Source organism: Ningiella algicola (assembly GCF_028401415.2).
GTDB lineage: Bacteria > Pseudomonadota > Gammaproteobacteria > Enterobacterales > Alteromonadaceae > Glaciecola.
In genome coordinates this window covers 624,612-643,402 of the sequence record NZ_CP171821.2, presented here as the reverse complement: position 1 = coordinate 643,402, position 18,791 = coordinate 624,612, and the positions used below count along the sequence as shown (strand labels likewise).

Sequence of the window (18,791 nt, the reverse complement as noted above, 5' to 3'; positions counted from 1 at the left end):
TACACAATGTAAATTTGATGATGTAATCAGACGGAGCCAGTGTATTCAATCTTTAAGGCTTATAGAGCGCTTACCATTATACCTAAGTATATTTTGCCCATGTGCTATCCAATGTTCAGTCACACGCACTCAAATAGTTAAAAATTGCCGACAGTCTTTATAAGTATGTTGAATGTGTTCGACCATTGGCATATGACCAATTCCCTCATAAATGACAGGCTTGGTGCCAGTAAGCTTTGACCAATATTCCGCTTCTTTAACGGGCAGCAGTTGATCTTGGTCGCCCCAAATGACGAGTGTGTTGTTTTCATTTGTGTTGACGAACGGTTTATCGAAAAAATCACCTAAATCGAAGAAGTCGCTGAACATGTGTGCTAGTTGATTTTGCCTTTCTAAGTAACGCGTAACCGCCAAATAGTCCAGTACGCAGGGAGGGACAAGCGGTGGCTTAGACATCGACACCTTATAGAACTCATAGAACTGCGCGAGTGTTGCGTGTACAAAGGGATTCATACCTGAGGCAGTCATCGCTACCGCAAATTCAGATTTGGCACCCGCAGGGTCAAGTAACACAACTTTGTCGACCCGCTCAGTAGCATCCTCAATTAACTGCGCTGCAATCATTCCGCCCATGGAATTACCTGCCACAGAGCATTTACTGATGTTCAGCGCTTTTAGCAATTTGAGCAGCATGGCAGTTTGTTGTTTGGTTGAATACGACTGTTTAGCGCAATAAGGCGTTTTACCGTGGCCTAGCAGATCAGGAACAATCAAATCAAAATCGTGCTTTGCCAGTTTAGCAAAGCGGTGCCAAATAGTTTTATCAGCGCTGAAGCCATGCAGTAAGACTAATACTGGCTTTTTCGTCTGGGCTTCATGCGCACTGAATGATTCACTTTTATAATAGCTGACTTGCGTTCCATCAATAATGACGGAAGTTTCTACCAATCCAGCTAACTTTCGCTCTAGCGACATGGCTAGCTGGTATAAACCTTCTCCTATGGTAAGCGATCGACTAAAAAACAGAAGGTATGTTGCAATAGCGGCGACTGCCAGAAGACTAAGCGCGAATATTAGCATGATGCTTGCTCATTAATGTTTGAAGGGCTTGCGCCGTGAAGATGACTGCGCTTAATAAGATGATCCTGCGCTTTAAACTTTTTACACATCAAACGGTAGTTAAAGCTAAATCCTGGAAACATTGCAATCACTTTTCCGGACTTATTTTGATACCAGGAATGACAACCGCCATAGTGCCAGACGGTCTTTTCCATTTCGCTGTGCACCATGTTTGTATAATTATCCTCAGCATATTCAGTGGGTTCCATGCTAAGTACATCAGGGGCTTGCAATTTTTCTATGCACTGCATGATGTAGCGCATTTGCGATTCAATAACGAATATCGCACTGGTATGCCCAATGCCTGTATTGGGACCCGTAACAACAAAAAAGTTGGGAAAATTTGGCATGCTTGTACCCAAATATGCACGTGGATACTCCTGCCACTGCGCTTGCAATTCAATTCCGTTTTTACCCACTACTTGATACGAAATCATGCTATCTGCAGCGTCGTAGCCAGTAGCATAAACAATAACATCGAGGTCAATTTGTTGATGATTACTCGTCAATAAGCCCTTGTTGTTGATGGTGACAATACTATCGCTCTTGTCATGTAGACTTACGTTATCTCGTTGCAGTGCAGGATAGTAGGTGTCAGACATTAAAATGCGCTTACAGCCAATGATGAAATCGGGCGTTAATGCTTTTCGTGTCTCATCATTCCCTACTTGCTTTTTCAAATGCCTCAAAGCGGGGCGCTGCGCTACCCATTTCAGCAACAAAGGGGAGTATTTGAATGCCAGCACACGAAGTTCATGGTGAATGTAAATACCCCATTTCAATAATGCATACACCCATTTATTGGGTAGAAGCTTCTGAAACCATTTTGGAAACCGAAAGTCGGGGCGGGGGAGCACCCAGTGAGGCGTACGCTGAAAGACGTGCAAATGCGCCACGTCTTTCGCAATAGCGGGAATAATCTGCACTGCGCTTGCCCCAGAGCCAATAATGGCAACCTTTTTATCTTTTAGGTCTAAATCACTTGGCCAGTCATTGCAATGGAAGCTTACACCTTTAAAGTCTTCTTTCCCTTTGAACTCAGGTATAACGGGCGTGCTTAAGGGGCCAGTTGCATTAATGACTGTCTGCGCGAGCAGGGTGTTGCCATTGCTCAATTCAAGTTTCCAATGTTCTCCTTGCCAAGAAGCGATTTTAACCTGTGCATTAAGATGAATGTGACTGTCCAATTGATGCTTTTTAACAATGTGCAGCGTGTATTGTTCTAACTGATCGCGCTGTGCAAACATTTGAGTCCATGGATAGGGCTCATCTTCAATACTATACAGAGGGGAGGGCACATCCACCGCTGCGCCAGGGTAACGATTCTGAAGCCAGGTACCGCCAAAAAACTCGCGACGCTCAAGCATAATGAAGTTCTCGATGCCGCGTTTTTTAAGGTTTATAGCGGCACTGATACCGCCGAAGCCTGTACCGATAATGATGATCTTATGCATGTTTTACTGCTTTTATGTGCGCCTGTAAGGCTGTATTGAATTCGTTCACACCGTGTAAGTCAATCTTTATCCTGAACAAATACTTGGTATCTCATCACCTAAAATCAACAATAATCTTGATCCTCATCAAAATATGCACGCGAGAAAAACACAATATGGGTGTTATCAAAAAAGCTTGAACAGTTTATGGACGCTATAAGGGTTCAACTGAGGTATCAAACTAGATGAATTCACTTCGTATAAAGCAGTTAACCATCCTCATCATCATTGCAATTTGCCTTCTTATCCTTGTTGCATGCAGTAATGATGTGGCGAAATCGTTGAGAAAAGTCACTTACCCGCCAGATTTTACTTACACTGAACCTGCTCAAGTGCGCTCGAATATGGATGAACTTGCCTTACAAATGCGATTACTTGATCAAGCACTTGTTCCGCCGCAAGATGACGATGAGCTTGCGATGGAACGACAGCGAAATGAGGTACTTACATCGTTAAAAGAAATGTCAAAAATTGCCACAGAGCTATCCGCTGGAAACGGCGGTTCGAATCATCCCTATATGCAAGACTACTTGCGCGATTTCGCCAAAAAGGTTGATAGAGCAAAAGTAAATGCATCTTTTGCGCAACCAAACTACTATTTTGCAGGAAAAGTCTCAGGGGGATGTACAAACTGCCATAGAGTGGTTCGTTGATTCAGGTCTTTAACAATGCTTAGGCTAAGGCCTTTATCCATAAAATGTGAAAATCGCTCAATATTTCATTATACTCAGTCGCATGAACTGTTATTCCTGCGTTAAATGCTTCATTTTGATATTCGTGTTATTAGCTGCTCAAGTGGGTAACGCCTTTGCTGCTGACCCTGAAAATCAGGGCTGCTCTATGAATATGTCTGACGCAGCGATGATGGAACATAGCCATATGCAAAGCAATCATGCTTCATCAGATGTGTTTCCAATGGATTGTTGTGATGGCACAGCATCCGTATCTTGCTGCAATGGTGATTGCGAGTGCTCTGTTGCAAGCGCTTCATCTATATTCGTGTATTCTCCTATTGCTCAAGATCAGACCTTACTCAGCGATAAACTGCTTGTTTACACCATGCAGGATGTTGCCCCCCCATTTATTGCTCAAACAAAACGTCCCCCAATAGCTTAACTTTCGTTTAGTCGACGCGCGTCGGCACTCAAGCAAAGAAACTATCGATAGCGCAAGAATAGCTATGGCTATTTAAGCTTTCTTTGCAGTTTTCCATGCTTCACACGTAGCGAGAATGTGACATGTGTAAATATTCTAAACCAGAGTTCTACTCAAGCCTTAACAAAGTTAAATCAGTATTTAAACACAGCGTATTCCTGAAGGCCTTAATCGTCCTGTTATTCATGTCTTCGTATACAATTTCGAAGGAGCAAGACACTAAAGCAGCATTGACACTTAAGCAGGCGATCCAAAAAGCGCATGCTAAAGATGATTGGTTGCGAAAGAGTGAGTTGATAGAGCAGGGGCTTATGCATCTCAGTGCAGGAGCAACTGCCTTGCCAGACCCGACTGTTAGTCTGAGCTTGCTTAATTTGCCAAGTGACGGTTTTGCTTTCAACCAAGAGCCAATGACGCAGCTGAAAATTGGCGCTAGCCAAACCTTTGGGCGTGGTGACACGCTTAGTCTTACACAAAGTAAACACCAGATAGCCGCACAAGAACAACCATATAGACGAGTGGATAGACGGCAAAAAGTCGCATTGCATACCACTTTACTGTGGCTGGATGCATACCAAGCGAGCAATAGCTATGAGCTTATTGAACAGACAAGCCCCTTACTTGATAAGTTAGGCGCTATAGTTAGTGCCAGTTATGCATCGTCTTCTGGAAACACCAGTCAGCAAGATATTATTCGTGCAGAGCTAGAGCTGGGAAGACTCCAAGATCGCCTCCTTAGTGCACAGACGCGCCAGCGTGTTGCCATGTCTAAACTCTCTCAATTTATTGGCAATGATGAAGCGGGCCTTGCTGATCAATTAAATACTCACTTCACACTTCCTGAGTCGCTTTCTTTGCTCAGCAATGCTGAAAAACAACAATTAGCGTCATTGAAAAACACAAGCCCCCAAATACTTATGGAGATAATTTTTGAGCACCCGCTAGTGTCTGCAATGGAGCAACAAATTCGTGCCGCAAGTGTTGATATTGAAATTGCCAAACAAAGCTATAAACCGCAATACGCGATAAATGCTAGTTACGCATTGCGTGATGACGCCCCCACTCAGTTAGGCGGTAATAGTCGCGCTGACTTTTTTTCAGTCGGCTTAAGTGTCAGTTTGCCTTTGTTTTCAAACACCAGACAGGATGCCCAGGTGGCTTACAGTACACAAAAGACAGAAGCCATGCGCACTGAGCAGCGCTTAGTAGTGCGAGAGTTAATTGCGGCCTTAAGAAGCGCATTGGATGATTACCACGGAGCATCACAAAGACTCATCATTTACGAAGAGCAAATACTCCCTCAAATGTCTCAGCAATCGCAAGCTACACTGCAAGCTTATGCAAACGATAGAGAAGGCTTTGCAGAAGTAGTGAGCGCAAAAATTGCCGAGCTTGATGCCAAGCTGACCTTACTTGAGATTCAGGTTTTGCAACGAAAAGCACTGGCCCAAATATTCTATTGCTCATCAATCAACAATAACTCAATAAACATGCAAGCAGTAGGAGCAAACCATGAATAAATATGTTTCAAAAAATCTCCTAACTGGCTTAATACTCGGCATTGTATTGAGTGCTTGCGTGTATTTTTTCGCAATTTCCATAAAGCAAAACACAAGTGCTGATGAGGATACTGCGGACGAGCCCCTGTATTGGGTCGCCCCTATGGACCCAAATTTTAAACGTGATACACCGGGCAAGTCTCCCATGGGGATGGATTTAGTGCCGGTGTATGCCGATGATGCCTCCCAAGATTCACCCGGCACTGTAAGCATTGATCCTGTGACAATTCAAAACTTAGGGGTAAAAACGATAATACTGGAAAAGCTGATACGGTCAGATACGATAGAGAGCTTTGCAACGGTAAGATTTGCAGAAGATAAAGTCGTGCATGTACATCCGCGAGTCCAAGGCTGGATTGAAACTCTACATGCGCGGACCCAAGGCGAATACGTGGAAAAGGGTGCGCCATTGTATTCGTTATATTCGCCCGAACTAGTGAATGCGCAAGAAGAGCTCTTGCTAGCTTTACAGCAGAACAACCGAGCACTCATTCGCGCTGCCGAGGCTCGGCTTATTGCGCTAAACGCACCGAACTCACTGATTGAATCGCTTAGTAAAAACAGAGAAGTCGCGCGTAGCGTCACATTTTACGCCTCTCAAAGTGGTTTTATTAGCGAAATCAATATTCAAGAAGGTTTTTTTGTAAAACCTAGCACCACAATGCTTGCGATTGCATCTCTAGACACAGTGTGGCTGATCGCCGATGTGCTTTCGTCCGACTTAAGTAAAGTCGCGCTCGGTCAATCGGCAAGTATTGAATTTGACCATTTACCGTCTAAGTCATATTTATCTCAAATTGAGTATATCTATCCACAACTGAACGAGTACACCCGTACAGCGCAGGCTAGATTCGTGCTTAGCAATGCCGACCTTTCTCTCAAACCCAAAATGTTCGCAACAGTCCAAATCAATACCAGCCCTGAAGACAAAGCGCAAACTAATCCTGTTCTTATGCTTCCAGAACAAGCGCTCATCAGAACAGGCAAGCAAGAGCGTGTTGTTTTGGCCTTGGGAGAGGGTAAATTCAAATCCGTTGAAGTAAAGGTTGGCGCAAAATTTGACCAAGGTTATGAAGTGGTTGAGGGATTAAGCGAAGGCGATGAAGTGGTTGTTTCCGCGCAGTTTCTCATTGATTCAGAGAGCAGTATTACATCTAATTTCATGCGTATGCAGGACCATTTTACAACAAAGAATGAAGTGGAGTCATTGAGCGCATGGACTGAAGCAAGTGTAGAAGAGGTCATGGCTGACATGCGCATGCTTCGCCTAACACATGGCCCGCTCGATGCATTTAACATGATGGGCATGACAATGAATTTTGAGCTTGCTGACAACATTGATATCACGTCCTTTGAAGTTAGCATGCAAGTGCATGTGGAGATTGTGCAAGCACCATCAGGCATGTATCAAGTGAAAACGGTGCATTTTGTAGATGGAGAACATCAATGATTGCGGCTGTTATTTATTGGTCAATCCGTCAGCGCGTGTTTGTGTTACTTGCCTCGCTTGTTGTTGTAGGTGTCGGGTTGTATTCGATAAAAAACACACCTGTAGACGTTATTCCTGATTTGTCAGATATTCAGGTTATTATCAAGACATCCTTTCCTGGTCAGTCTCCACAGGTCGTTGAGGATCAAGTTACATATCCTTTGACCACGGCAATGCTGTCGGTACCCGGCGCCAAAACTGTACGCGGATTTTCATTTTTCGGTGACTCCTATGTGTATGTGATTTTTGATGACACAACCGAGCTTTATTGGGCACGAAGTAGGGTGCTTGAGTATCTCTCTCAGGTCACCCCTAATTTACCAGCAACAGCAAAGCCCCAGTTAGGCCCGGATGCAAGCGGGGTCGGCTGGGTATATATGTATGCCTTAAGTGACCCTAGTGGCCAACACGATATAAGCGAACTGCGTAGTCTCCAAGACTGGTTTCTTAAATTTGAATTACAAACCGTGCCCGGTGTATCAGAAGTGGCGAGCGTTGGTGGCATGGTCAAGCAATATCAAGTTATGGTGGATCCCATTAAGCTGCAAGCGTTTAATATTCCGCTTGTTCATGTCCAAATGGCGATACAACGCGGCAATCAGGAAACCGGCGCATCTGTGATTGAGATGGCAGAAGCTGAGTATATGATTCGCGTAGGTGGTTATATATCAAGTAAAGAAGACATAGAAAATATTCCAATCGGATTGCCCACAAATAAACCAGGCAATGTAACGCCCATATTGATAAAAGATATCGCAGATATAGAGATTGGCCCGCAAATGAGACGGGGAGTGGCTGATTTGGACGGAGAGGGCGAAACTGTGGGTGGTATTGTGGTGATGCGCTATGGCGAAAATGCGCAAACAACCATAAATGAAATCAAAGCGAAGCTAAACTCCCTCAAAAATAGCCTTCCTGATGGCGTAGAAATCACTACGGTATATGATCGCTCTGGCTTGATTGAGCGCTCAGTGAATAACTTAAGTTATAAGCTTTTAGCTGAATTTGGCATTGTCTCGCTTATCTGCATGATCTTTCTTTTCCACCTTCGTTCGTCATTGGTTGCCATCCTGAGCCTTCCGGTAGGCATTTTAGCGGCTTTTATTGTTATGCATATGCAGGGAATAAATGCGAATATTATGTCTTTAGGGGGCATTGCAATCGCTATTGGCGCGATGATAGATGGTGCGATTGTGCTAGTTGAGAACATGCACAAGCATATCGAAAAAACACCGATTAACGACAACAACCGATGGGAGCTTGTTGCAAAGTCTGCGGCTGAAGTGGGGCCGGCTCTGTTCTTCAGTTTGCTTATTATTACCGTGAGCTTTCTTCCCGTGTTTACGCTTGAAGCGCAAGAAGGAAGAATGTTTGCACCGCTCGCCTATACCAAGACATATGCCATGGCGGCAGCTGCTATACTCGCGATTACCTTAGTACCGGTGTTGATAGGCTATTTTGTGCGCGGTAGCATTCGTCCTGAACACAAAAATCCCTTGAATCGCATCCTTTTCGCAGTATATCGGCCTATTCTAAAAACCGTCTTACGTTTTCCAAAATCCACAGTCGCATTATCTACCGTTATTTTGCTGATCGGATTATGGCCGGCAACAAAAATCGGCACTGAATTTATGCCGTCGTTGGACGAGGGCGATTTGATGTATATGCCAACTACCTATGCCGCTGTTTCGATAGGCGAGGCGCGGGATATTCTGCAGCAAACAAACAAGCTTATTAAAACCTTACCTGAGGTTGAAACGGTGTTCGGCAAAGTAGGGCGTGCAGATACAGCAACCGATCCTGCGCCCCTTACAATGATTGAAACCTTCATTCAGTTAAAACCTCAATCGCAATGGCGGAGCGGATTAAATACTCAATCTCTGATTGATGAGCTCAACCGGCTCGTTGATTTTCCTGGCTTGAGCAACGCTTGGGTAATGCCCATAAAAACGCGCATTGACATGCTTGCTACCGGTATCAAAACGCCCGTGGGGATCAAGGTGGGTGGCCCCGATCTTGTTGTCATTCAAGACATCGGCAGGCAGCTCGAGGCCTTGCTCATGCACCTTGATGGCACAGCATCAGTTTATGCCGAGCGCGTTGCGGGTGGAAGATATGTAAACATCGATATTAACCGCAGTAAGGCAGCACGATACGGGCTAAATATTTCAGATCTACAGTCCTTCATTGTAAGTGCCGTCGGTGGAATGAACGTGAGCACCAGTGTTGAAGGACTTGCTCGCTATCCTATACAAATTCGTTATCCGCAGGCATATCGCGATACACCTGAAGCCCTTAAGTGGCTGCCGCTTTTAACGCCCTCAGGTGCTTATATTAGCTTAGGAGATGTGACAACTATATCTATTGAGGACGGGCCGCCTGCAATAAAAAGTGAAAATGCCAGACCTAATGGCTGGGTATACATTGACATAGAGGGTGTTGATGTAGGCAAGTATGTTGAGAATGCCAAAACGCTTGTGTTAGAGCAAATCGACCTGCCAAGTGGCTATTCCATCAGCTGGAGCGGCCAGTTTGAATACATGGAGCGTGCGAAGGAAAAGCTTAGCTATGTGATACCGGTAACATTGGCGATTATCGTCATTCTCTTGTACGCAAGCTTTCGCAGTGTCCCACAAATCGTCATCATACTAGGTACCTTACCCTTTGCCTTAATTGGCGGCATTGCGCTGCTGTACATAGAAGGCTTTAATTTTTCGGTAGCGGTAGGCGTTGGCTTTATAGCCTTAGCAGGCGTTGCGGTAGAAATAGGGATTATCATGCTGAGCTATCTTGACCGTAGAGTAAGTGACTTAGGGCCGGATTTCAGCAAAGATGCGCTTAAACAGGTGATTATGGAAGGCGCACAAATGCGCGTTCGTCCAGTCATGATGACCTCCACATCCATTATATTTGGCTTGCTGCCGGTATTATATGGGCGGGGTGCGGGCTCTGAAATTATGAGTCGGATTGCCGCGCCAATGGTAGGGGGAATGGTAAGCGCGCTGGTACTCAGTTTAATCGTATTACCCGCCATCTATTACCTGTGGCGTAAGTCAGGCTGTCACTAGCAGCCTGCTTTCTAAATGCGGAAAAAAAGGCACTGTAGTCACTGTGCCCTGGCTATTTAACACGCTAAATAATTTAGCGAGTTACACATAAAACGCGGTGCTTAGCATCCATATTCCAGCAGCAATCATGATCAAATTTTCCGTCAAGGATATAAATCCGAGAGGGACCTCACTGTCACCACCGACACATGCGCATTTTAAATCGCGTTTGTCGATGTAAACGGCTTTAACGACTGAAACTGCACCAACAGAGCCAAAAAATAACAAAGTATTCTCTCAACGAGTCGTATCCGTTAATACGCTCTGAACCAATGAACACTTGAGGTGTAGTTTCCACATCGTGCTCTTGTTTAAAATCATCTGTTTCTTGACGAGATGAGAGAGTGCGATCGTCAACATCAAAACCTTTTTCTTGCAATAGGTGTTTTGATCATAGGCCGAATGAACAAATATGTTTGTCAGTGTGAATGCGATATAGAGTTGCCGTCTTGTTCAAAACAAAGTTCCTCATTAATTACCGAGTAAAATTTTCCCGTTATATAAAATAAATACAATGTTGTGCGCCACAAAAAATGGACAATGAGTTATGTAAGCCATTGATAATTAATTATAAAACGTTGAAGACAGTATATGTCTATGGCAGCCGACATACTTAGATTGCAAATGGCATTCCGATGTCATGCTTTTACAAACTGCGCTTGATATCTTGTTAGACCATGACGATATGAAAAATTGGTGAGCTTGTTAAAAGAATAAGTTCATTTGCTTCTTTACTAAACGTGACCTGCAAACCCTTAATGTTCAGAGAGCTGGTTATTTCCAACACATCGTTGGGATTATTTTTGGCGTCTTAGTGATTAATAAACCAAGCGAATCGCTTTACATGTGATACAGCTACGTGGATGAAACAATCATCTAGTAGGGCGAAACGCGTTTGAGAAGCGTAGGGGACGACCCGTCAGTTTAGTTGGGCATTTTACTGGGTGCTTGTGAATTATGTGTGGATAATATTTAATTTAACATAATATACATTATACGTAATTAGGTAGGCTGTGGATAAGGCTGGAGACACCTCAGTTGCTGCTGACGTTTAGCTACTTATTAAATGAAAACAATTGCTTAAGTAATATACTTTGGATCACGTAACAGAGAGATTAGTCATTTAGTGAAATATAAGGTGTTGTTATAGAAATGAAACAGAAAATTACAGTCGATGAAATAAGCTTTTAAATAAGTGTAGTGGTCAACAAAATCCGTACACCGGTTTAGCTGATTTCTCAGCTTTCGCAGGCGGTAGAGCATTGTTAAATTGATATGGTCGTTTTCCGTTATAATAATAGTCCATCAGGTAATAACGCACATCTCGTTTTGCCTCATTTGCTGATTGGTAGCCGAAAGACAGCATTTATTCAGATTTTAAGCCTCTAAATACTTGCTCCATTGGGTTACTATCGCAACATTTAGCGCGTCGGCTCATGCTTTGTGTGATGCGATACCGCCAAGTGTTGGCTAGTACGAGCGCCATATCGTGAGCGTTGGTCACTCTATTGAACAGCACATTTTGCAGCTAACCACGATGCTCGTAGGCCATATCCAAGGTTTTTAGCGCTAGCTAAGCATCTGGCGACATTGATAAACTCCAACCGACCACTCGACGTGCGCAAAGATCTGAAACTACGGCGGCATAGTGCCAAGCGACGCCCGTCTATAAATAGGAAATGTCAACGCACCAAGCTTGGTTAGGCTGCCCTGATACAAACTTCCGATTTAATAAATTGAACAATAGTGCGTGAACCTGCAGACTGGCGACTTTTATCAAACAAGCGCTTCACTCTTGCTCTAACTTAGAGTCTATCAATCGGCGGCGCTTTTTTACGCTCGCATTAGCTTGTTACACCTAAACCTACCGCAAAGCACACTAGCTCTGTCGATTTATTCTCCCTTAATCGATCGACGAACGCGTTGAGTTAAGACTGTCTGACATCAAAAGACTAGTCCGTCACAGACAGTAGTCTATTTTAATATCGACCTGTCTCTATCTAACCGATTAACCTTATCTTCTAACTCTTGAATGCACTGTTGTTCAGCAGTTGAGGCTTTCGACTTAGGTGTCACACCAATACACTCTTATTCAAGATGTTTGACCCAAGACCGCACGGTATTTTCATGAACTTCTATTGCTCGACTAGCTTCAGCATATGAATATTCTTGATCCAGAACCAAGCAGGCAGCATCGTTTTAAAATCCGAGCTGAATAACTGGCGCCTTTTCTTTTCCATTGAACACAATTTCTATAAGTGTAATGCTACCACTTTGAAAGGTGTACGGGTTTAGTCTGCAACTTCACGAATAGCTTGGTCGTGCTAGTTTATGGATTACTGTCGAATATAGTCCCTCCCCCGCTCGTTTAGATAAAGTTCATCAAGGCTTTAACTGAAAGCTTCGAATTATTTCAATGAGCATAAGAAGTATAAGGATTGACGATGAAATTGAGAAAGGTTCAATTAACGAACTTTAAGCGGTTTACCAATCTTACAATAAGTGAAATTCCAGAAGAAACGAAACTTGTAGTCTTGACTGGGCCTAACGGAAGTGGAAAGTCATCGCTATTCGAAGCGTTCAATTTTTGGATGAGTTGGGCGAAGTCAAGAGTGCACTTCGATCCAGAATATCATTCGAAAGACGCAGAAAGTCAAAACAACAATTGGAGTGAAGCACTTCAAAAAATCAAGTTGGATTTCTATGATTATGATGGAAATAGCATACCGCAAAGCATTGATAGAAAAGAGTTTTATTTAAGATCTGCATATCGCCATGAAGCTGACTTTGAAACTAATGGTATTCAAAAAACTGAGTCTATTCTTATCGATTCCCACAGACCAGCAAATCTTATTCAAGCGGAGCATCGGGTATCGGACAATTATCAAAGAATTATCGGCAGAGCCGTTAACGCTTTATTTAATGATAACGATTTGAAAAAGAAATCCGGAGAAGATATATCTGATGAGCTAATTGGTAAGGTTAGGGAAGCTGTCAAAAAAGTTTTCAGTGGCTTGTCGTTAAATGGCCCTGGAAACCCTACAGAGGACGGCACCTTTCGATTCTCGAAAGGAAATAGCGTAGGATTCCACTATAAGAACTTATCTGGTGGAGAAAAAGCCGCATTTGACCTTTTATTGGATTTTGTGGTGAAGCGAGAAGCTTTTAATGACACTATCTTTTGTATTGACGAACCTGAGCTTCACATGCATACGCGTCTACAAGCGAAGCTGCTCGAAGTTATGTTCGAGCTAATTCCAGATAATTGCCAGCTTTGGTTGACAACCCACTCGATAGGCATGGCAAGAAAAGCGGCAGAGTTAAAGAAAAAGAATCAAACTGAAGTTCAATTCATAGATTTTCACGGGTTTGATTTTGATCACCCACAATCACTCGTCCCTAGTATACCTAACAGAAATTATTGGAAAAATATCTTTGATACGGCGTTGGATGATCTTGCCGAACTAGTAGTTCCTGAAAACATAGTTTTCTGCGAGGGAAGAAGAATAGGTGAATCCGGAAGAAAACCAAGCTTTGACTCTGAAGTATACTCGGTAATTTTTGGAGCTGAATTTCCAAACACGGAATTTATTCCGTTAGGTGGTGCAAGCCAGGTAAGCATTGATGGTGACATGTTAAAGTTGCTTTTAGCGAGAATCGCCCCTGGAATTAAAGCCTGGAAAGTCTTTGATAGAGATGACAGAAATGAATCAGAGATAAAAGATATTATGGCTGGCGGTGGAGTTGTCCTTTTACGTCGAGATATAGAGAGTTATTTATGGGACGACGAAGTGATAGGACTATTATGTAAGAAACATAGCAAAGTAGAACTTGTCGAACAAATCATTAGCGCAAAGAATAGATTTATATCCACACTTGATAGCAGAGGAAAACCTAATGACGATGTAAAGGCCATTGCTGGACAGTTGTATAGGGAGGTGAAAAGTCAACTTGGTTTATCTCAATCAGGCAACACTCCTGAAGCCTTTGCAATTGAACATTTAGCTCCCATCATTCCACAAACAGCGATTTATGAAGAACTGAAACATATCATATTTGTACACACCCAAAAGCCGCCTGCGAACTAGGTCTGTTTAAATGTTTAAAATTTGACAGAATTAAACACTGATAGGCGCGAACGCGTTGACAGTATTGAAAGGGATTTATGTAAAAACACAAGTGTTATCAACTTTGAAGCAAAATTAGTGTCAACAGTTTAAACCTCTTCGCGCAGCAACAGCATGCTTTGTATTGCGAACAAGAAGTGATGTTCTTGGCTTCACGCGGAATGGAATCGTGACGAACTTGTTCAGAGCTAGAGCTTAGTGTTAGTCTACCTCACTTTGCGTTATGAGCTGTGAAAATGTGTTTATATAGATACTCTGACTATAAGTTTAATGCCAGTCTATTTAACCTCGGTATTTTGCGAGTAGGTACGCTGTATGATTTTAGAAGGGCTGAGCATGAAAAAGGGATACAAGATGATTTGGAAGGTAAAAAAACGTTAACCAAAATGGTTCCATCTTGGAATGAAATACAAAATACTCGGAAGAGTTCTATTATTAGTCCTGAAGGTCAAAAAGTCGACGTATATTTGCATGAAGGACCCGGTGGACAGACGTACGGCGCATTTAAAACTGGTGGTTGTAAATTGTCGAATTTAAGCGTTAAAAGAGAGATTAATTCGAAGGATTGTTTTGTACTTTGTTTTTCTTGGCACAACTCGAGTGATGTGTCTAATTGTTTAGGTGGTGCAAACAGCTGCTTAAGAATTGACGATACAAATAGTTTCATAAATGAAGTAACTATTGCGCTCAATACGTGCATTCCTGTTTATTTCTTAGGGTTGAAGAAAGTTATATACAAGTCGCGAATTGAGGTTTGGAATAGTCGCAATTTAGGAACGAATCCATTATTTATTAAAGACAAGTCATTCGAGGAACAAAAAGAAGTAAGGGCTATATGGTTGCCGAAAATCAGTGCGAACTTCGCGAGAGTAAATTTGAAAATAAATCCCGTAGTTTTAGCTAACAAAAATCTCGGGAAATTCTGCTCTTTAAGTTCATCTTTATTTAAAATATACAATCAAAGACTTTAGAGCTTTGGCATTTAGCTATTTCTTCATTCAGTATTTGCGTTGCAACAAATGCCCACAAGAAAAGTGGATAACACCTCAAACTATTGTCTAATATAGAGTCACACATTTTCAGTCATAGTATTACAATTGTACAATCACTCATCAGTGAATAAGCTTTCTGAGTAAAGAAGAATGGATAGCCTCAAGAAATTAAAGAAGCAAGTATTGATTTACGGTATCAGTTTTAGCTTATTAAGCTTTAGTCTCGCTGCAATGACGCACGCCCAAGACTCGCAAACAATTAGCGCCCCTACTCACAATGCTGAAGGCACAAGTAACGCAGATACCAGCGACGCAAAGCCATGGAACAACGGTCCTTTAGTAACTAAGTTTCATATGTTAGCGCATGCTAATGGTGAACCTTTCTTTTACTTAGGCGATACTGCTTGGGAGTTGTTTCATCGGCTTGACCGAGAAGAAGTCGATGTTTACTTATCGAACCGTGCAGCAAAGGGATTCAATGTAATTCAGGCAGTGGCGCTTGCTGAGCTTCAGGGCTTATCAGAGCCGAACGCTTACGGTCACTTTCCACTTGTCGACAACAATCCTTTGCAACCAGACATCAAGCCAGGTGACAACAATGACTATTGGGACCATGTGAATTACGTGATTGAGCGTGCTGAGCATCATGGTCTGTACGTCGCGTTTTTGCCTATATGGGGACAGTGGGTTCATCCTAAGTGGATGGAAGGTATTAACGCTATTTTTACCGATTACGACACCGCATATAGCTATGGTGAGTGGATAGCCAATAAATACAAGCACCACCCTAACATTATTTGGGTGGTCGGAGGCGACCGAGTCCCTGAGACCGATATACATACGGTCGCCTTTAACGGTATGGCCAATGGTATAAATGACAACGACGACGCTCATTTGATTACATTTCATCCACAAGGCTGGGGCGATAAATCATCACAGCACTGGTGGCACGATAATCCATGGTTAGACTTTAATATGGGCCAAACAGGTCATTCAACACGTGATAATCTGAACGTTATCAACATGATGACCATCGACAGGAATAAACAACCCATCAAGCCAAGCATCAATGCGGAACCTGCTTATGAGGATCATCCGGTAAATTGGAAACAAGAAAATGGATACTTTCGAGCATACGATGTGAGGCAAAATGCTTACTGGTCGGTATTCAGCGGTGGAGCCGGTTTCACATATGGTCACCACAGTATCTGGCAAATGTACGACGAGGGTCGAAAGAATATTAACTTTGCCGACCGATATTGGCATCAGGCATTAGACAGACCGGGTGCAGACGACATGCGCCATCTCAAATCACTCATTATGTCTTATCCATACTTTTCTCGCCGCCCTGCCCCAGAAATATTCGAGCAAACAGACGGCGATCTGCCCGTAGTGGCATCAATGGGTGAGAACTTTGTAATGTTATATTTTGCCGACAGCAGCGCAATTAAACTTAAGCCCGATGCAATATCACTTTCTAAATCAAAGGCTAGGTGGTTCAATCCAAGAAATGGCGCCATGACTGAGTTTAACGCAGATATCAAAGGCAACATAAGCCCGCCTTCGGCCTTGGACAGAGAAATGCAGGACTATGTGTTAGTGATTGACTTGTAATCGATATTCGTCGAAATCCGACTTATTTAAATCAAGCTATCTACTGCTTTTACGTAGAGTAATTTATCTATTCACACGCTAACTAATAATTAAACGAGTGTTGCTTTTAAGGACGCTGCTCAAGAAGCTCTGATCTGAAAAATTTCTATGTTCAAATATGATGTTAGTCTTCATATTCCAATTTGTGCTGCCGATGTATACATCTATACGACTGAAGGAATTCCTTTCTTCACCCTCATAGCCACTCAATTTATTTGAGACGATCTATACATCAGGAAGCGATAAATAAGCATGTTTACTCTACGAAAAAACAAGTCAACATTTGATTCCCAAACGACAGCGGGGATTATTGAAGCGCTAGATAAATCACAAGCTATTATTGAATTCAGTGCAGATGGCATCATCCTATCTGCTAACAAAAACTTTCTTGATGTAATGGGCTATTCAAGTGCTGAAATAGTTGGCAAACATCACAGCATGTTTGTAGAGAAGACTGAGCGTGAAAGCCATGAATATAGTCAGTTTTGGCAGCAGCTCAAAAATGGACAGTTCAAACAGGCGGAATTTAAGCGAATTAAGAAAAATCAGGACTTGATTTGGCTCCAGGCAACCTATAACCCCATTACGGATAAAAACGGACAGGTCACCAAAGTCATTAAATTCGCCTCTGATATCACTAACAATAAGCTTAGAACCATTGATTATGAAGGCAAAATTTCTGCAATTTCAAAATCACAAGCAGTAATAGAGTTTACGCCTGACGGGCATATTTTGTCGGCCAACGAAAACTTTCTAAGCGTCATGGGTTATGCGGCAAACGAGATTGAAGGGAAACACCATTCTATATTTGTTGACACCGCCGAGCAGTCGAGCATTGAATACAAACAGTTTTGGGAGAATCTTCGTCAAGGCGCTTTTCAGGCTGCACGCTACAAGCGCTTTGGCAAAGGCGGCAAAGAAGTATGGATTGAAGCGACTTATAATCCAATAAAAGACTTATCTGGCGATGTCGTCAAAGTTGTCAAGTTTGCCACAGACATCACTGAGCAAGTGATACAAGAGAAGCAGTTCAAGATATTATCATTGGTAGCAAATGAAACTGACAACTCAGTAATCATTACAAATTCATTGGGCTTGATTGAGTACGTCAACCCGGGTTTCATTGAGTTAACCGGATATTCGTTCGACGAAGCCATAGGTAAAAAACCCGGTGCACTGCTTCAGGGTGAGCATACAGATCGAGAGACCATAAAACGAATAAGCGATAATATTGCTAAACGACAGCCCTTTTACGAAGAAATTCTAAATTACGCAAAAGACGGCAGCTCTTATTGGATAAGCCTTGCGATAAACCCAGTTTTCGATAGTCATGGAAAGTTAGATAAATTTATTTCTATCCAGAGCAACATTGATGCGACAAAACGAAAAAGTTTAGAAAATGACATTCGTTTATCGGCCATTGCACAGAGCAATATCATTATTGAATGCGCACCCACAGGAGCGGTCGAGCATATGAATAATCTTGCCAGTGAAACGCTAGGGTTTTCATTAGGTGCGAATACTGGTAACTCAGCGGTAAATATAAAGAATTTAATTGCGATTGATGACTGGGATACACTGATTCGCGCCGGTTCGTTAAAGGCAGATTTAACGCTGGAGCATTTATCTAATGGTACAAACGTTAAACTTTCTGCCACGCTCTCTACCGTCCATAACATTGAAGGGGAATTGGTTAAAATTCTGATTTATGGAACGGATGTGTCAGAACGCTATGCTGTTATTGCAAAAACCCATGGCGCGATGTCGCAGGTATTGGACAGGATAAGTAGCATCATCCAGACCATAAACGGAATCTCCGATCAGACCAATCTGCTTGCTCTAAACGCTGCGATTGAATCTGCACGAGCAGGTGAAGCTGGACGCGGATTCGCTGTGGTCGCAGATGAAGTCAGAACCCTCGCGGGCAGCACCACTGATTCTGCACATGAAATAACCTCACTCATTGGTGAAACCAAAGAGCATGTAGATAGCCTATCAGCTTATATGAACAACGGAAGTTAGCGCCGCATAACATAATCCCGCTTGACTAAACTTTGCGCTTTAAGCAAACTTGCGCGCAAAATTATTGACCAGTCA

Annotated in this window: 11 protein-coding genes and 1 pseudogene; 9 read left to right on the top strand and 3 right to left on the bottom strand. The window is 42.8% G+C overall.

What is annotated here, in order from left to right; translation table 11 throughout:
- Positions 1-129: 129 nt before the first annotated feature.
- Together PN836_RS02805 and PN836_RS02800 are read right to left on the bottom strand one after the other, a co-directional pair.
- The gene (locus PN836_RS02805) at positions 130-1,080 is read right to left on the bottom strand and encodes an alpha/beta fold hydrolase (protein ID WP_395343227.1); all 951 of its coding nucleotides are present in this window, start codon (positions 1,078-1,080) and stop codon (positions 130-132) included.
- A complete protein-coding gene (locus PN836_RS02800; RefSeq protein ID WP_395343226.1) occupies positions 1,074-2,573 on the bottom strand; it encodes a flavin-containing monooxygenase in 1,500 nt (499 codons plus the stop codon). The genes PN836_RS02805 and PN836_RS02800 overlap by 7 nt, the downstream gene beginning before the upstream one ends.
- Before the next feature lie 224 nt (positions 2,574-2,797).
- On the opposite strand from PN836_RS02800, the gene PN836_RS02795 reads away from it, so the two are divergent.
- The 5 genes from PN836_RS02795 (at position 2,798) to PN836_RS02775 (ending at position 9,883) form a co-directional block, all read left to right on the top strand.
- Positions 2,798-3,265 (top strand): hypothetical protein, encoded by a 468-nt coding sequence (locus PN836_RS02795; protein WP_395343224.1) that lies wholly within the window; start codon positions 2,798-2,800, stop codon positions 3,263-3,265.
- Positions 3,266-3,380: 115 nt separating this feature from the next.
- Positions 3,381-3,728: a hypothetical protein gene (locus PN836_RS02790; RefSeq protein ID WP_395343223.1), complete on the top strand. Its 348-nt coding sequence runs from the start codon at positions 3,381-3,383 to the stop codon at positions 3,726-3,728.
- 224 nt (positions 3,729-3,952) lie between these two features.
- Entirely contained in the window at positions 3,953-5,287 is a 1,335-nt protein-coding gene (locus tag PN836_RS02785) for a TolC family protein (protein ID WP_415926387.1), read from the top strand.
- Positions 5,280-6,776 carry an efflux RND transporter periplasmic adaptor subunit gene (locus tag PN836_RS02780; protein ID WP_395343218.1) on the top strand — a complete coding sequence of 499 codons (1,497 nt, stop codon included), beginning with the start codon at positions 5,280-5,282 and terminating at the stop codon, positions 6,774-6,776. Before PN836_RS02785 ends, PN836_RS02780 begins: the two co-directional genes overlap by 8 nt.
- Positions 6,773-9,883: an efflux RND transporter permease subunit gene (locus PN836_RS02775; protein WP_395343215.1), complete on the top strand. Its 3,111-nt coding sequence runs from the start codon at positions 6,773-6,775 to the stop codon at positions 9,881-9,883. Before PN836_RS02780 ends, PN836_RS02775 begins: the two co-directional genes overlap by 4 nt.
- Positions 9,884-9,964: 81 nt before the next feature.
- On the opposite strand, the pseudogene PN836_RS02770 reads toward PN836_RS02775, so the two are convergent.
- Positions 9,965-10,379, bottom strand: a pseudogene (locus PN836_RS02770) (hypothetical protein).
- A gap of 1,987 nt (positions 10,380-12,366) precedes the next feature.
- Here PN836_RS02770 and PN836_RS02765 point away from each other — a divergent pair.
- The 4 genes from PN836_RS02765 to PN836_RS02750 all read left to right on the top strand — a co-directional run bounded on the left by PN836_RS02765 (position 12,367) and on the right by PN836_RS02750 (position 18,716).
- Positions 12,367-14,010 (top strand): AAA family ATPase, encoded by a 1,644-nt coding sequence (locus PN836_RS02765; RefSeq protein ID WP_395343213.1) that lies wholly within the window; start codon positions 12,367-12,369, stop codon positions 14,008-14,010.
- A gap of 275 nt (positions 14,011-14,285) precedes the next feature.
- On the top strand, positions 14,286-15,020 hold the full coding sequence (locus PN836_RS02760) for a hypothetical protein (protein ID WP_395343211.1): 735 nt from the start codon (positions 14,286-14,288) through the stop codon (positions 15,018-15,020).
- Positions 15,021-15,191: 171 nt separating this feature from the next.
- Positions 15,192-16,655, top strand: coding sequence for a DUF4038 domain-containing protein (locus PN836_RS02755; RefSeq protein ID WP_395343208.1), 1,464 nt, complete (start codon positions 15,192-15,194; stop codon positions 16,653-16,655).
- A gap of 291 nt (positions 16,656-16,946) precedes the next feature.
- Positions 16,947-18,716, top strand: a complete 1,770-nt coding sequence (locus tag PN836_RS02750) for a methyl-accepting chemotaxis protein (protein WP_395343205.1) — start codon at positions 16,947-16,949, stop codon at positions 18,714-18,716.
- Positions 18,717-18,791: the final 75 nt, after the last annotated feature.

Excerpts from the sequence above, each read along its gene's own strand:
- PN836_RS02795 (WP_395343224.1), top strand. The coding sequence starts at position 2,798 with ATGAATTCACTTCGTATAAAGCAGTTAACCATCCTCATCATCATTGCA.
- PN836_RS02785 (WP_415926387.1), top strand. The coding sequence starts at position 3,953 with ATGTCTTCGTATACAATTTCGAAGGAGCAAGACACTAAAGCAGCATTG.
- PN836_RS02760 (WP_395343211.1), top strand. The coding sequence starts at position 14,286 with ATGTGTTTATATAGATACTCTGACTATAAGTTTAATGCCAGTCTATTT.
- PN836_RS02750 (WP_395343205.1), top strand. The coding sequence starts at position 16,947 with ATGTTTACTCTACGAAAAAACAAGTCAACATTTGATTCCCAAACGACA.
- PN836_RS02765 (WP_395343213.1), top strand. The coding sequence starts at position 12,367 with ATGAAATTGAGAAAGGTTCAATTAACGAACTTTAAGCGGTTTACCAAT.
- PN836_RS02780 (WP_395343218.1), top strand. The coding sequence starts at position 5,280 with ATGAATAAATATGTTTCAAAAAATCTCCTAACTGGCTTAATACTCGGC.
- PN836_RS02805 (WP_395343227.1), bottom strand. The coding sequence starts at position 1,080 with ATGCTAATATTCGCGCTTAGTCTTCTGGCAGTCGCCGCTATTGCAACA.
- PN836_RS02755 (WP_395343208.1), top strand. The coding sequence starts at position 15,192 with ATGGATAGCCTCAAGAAATTAAAGAAGCAAGTATTGATTTACGGTATC.
- PN836_RS02800 (WP_395343226.1), bottom strand. The coding sequence starts at position 2,573 with ATGCATAAGATCATCATTATCGGTACAGGCTTCGGCGGTATCAGTGCC.
- PN836_RS02775 (WP_395343215.1), top strand. The coding sequence starts at position 6,773 with ATGATTGCGGCTGTTATTTATTGGTCAATCCGTCAGCGCGTGTTTGTG.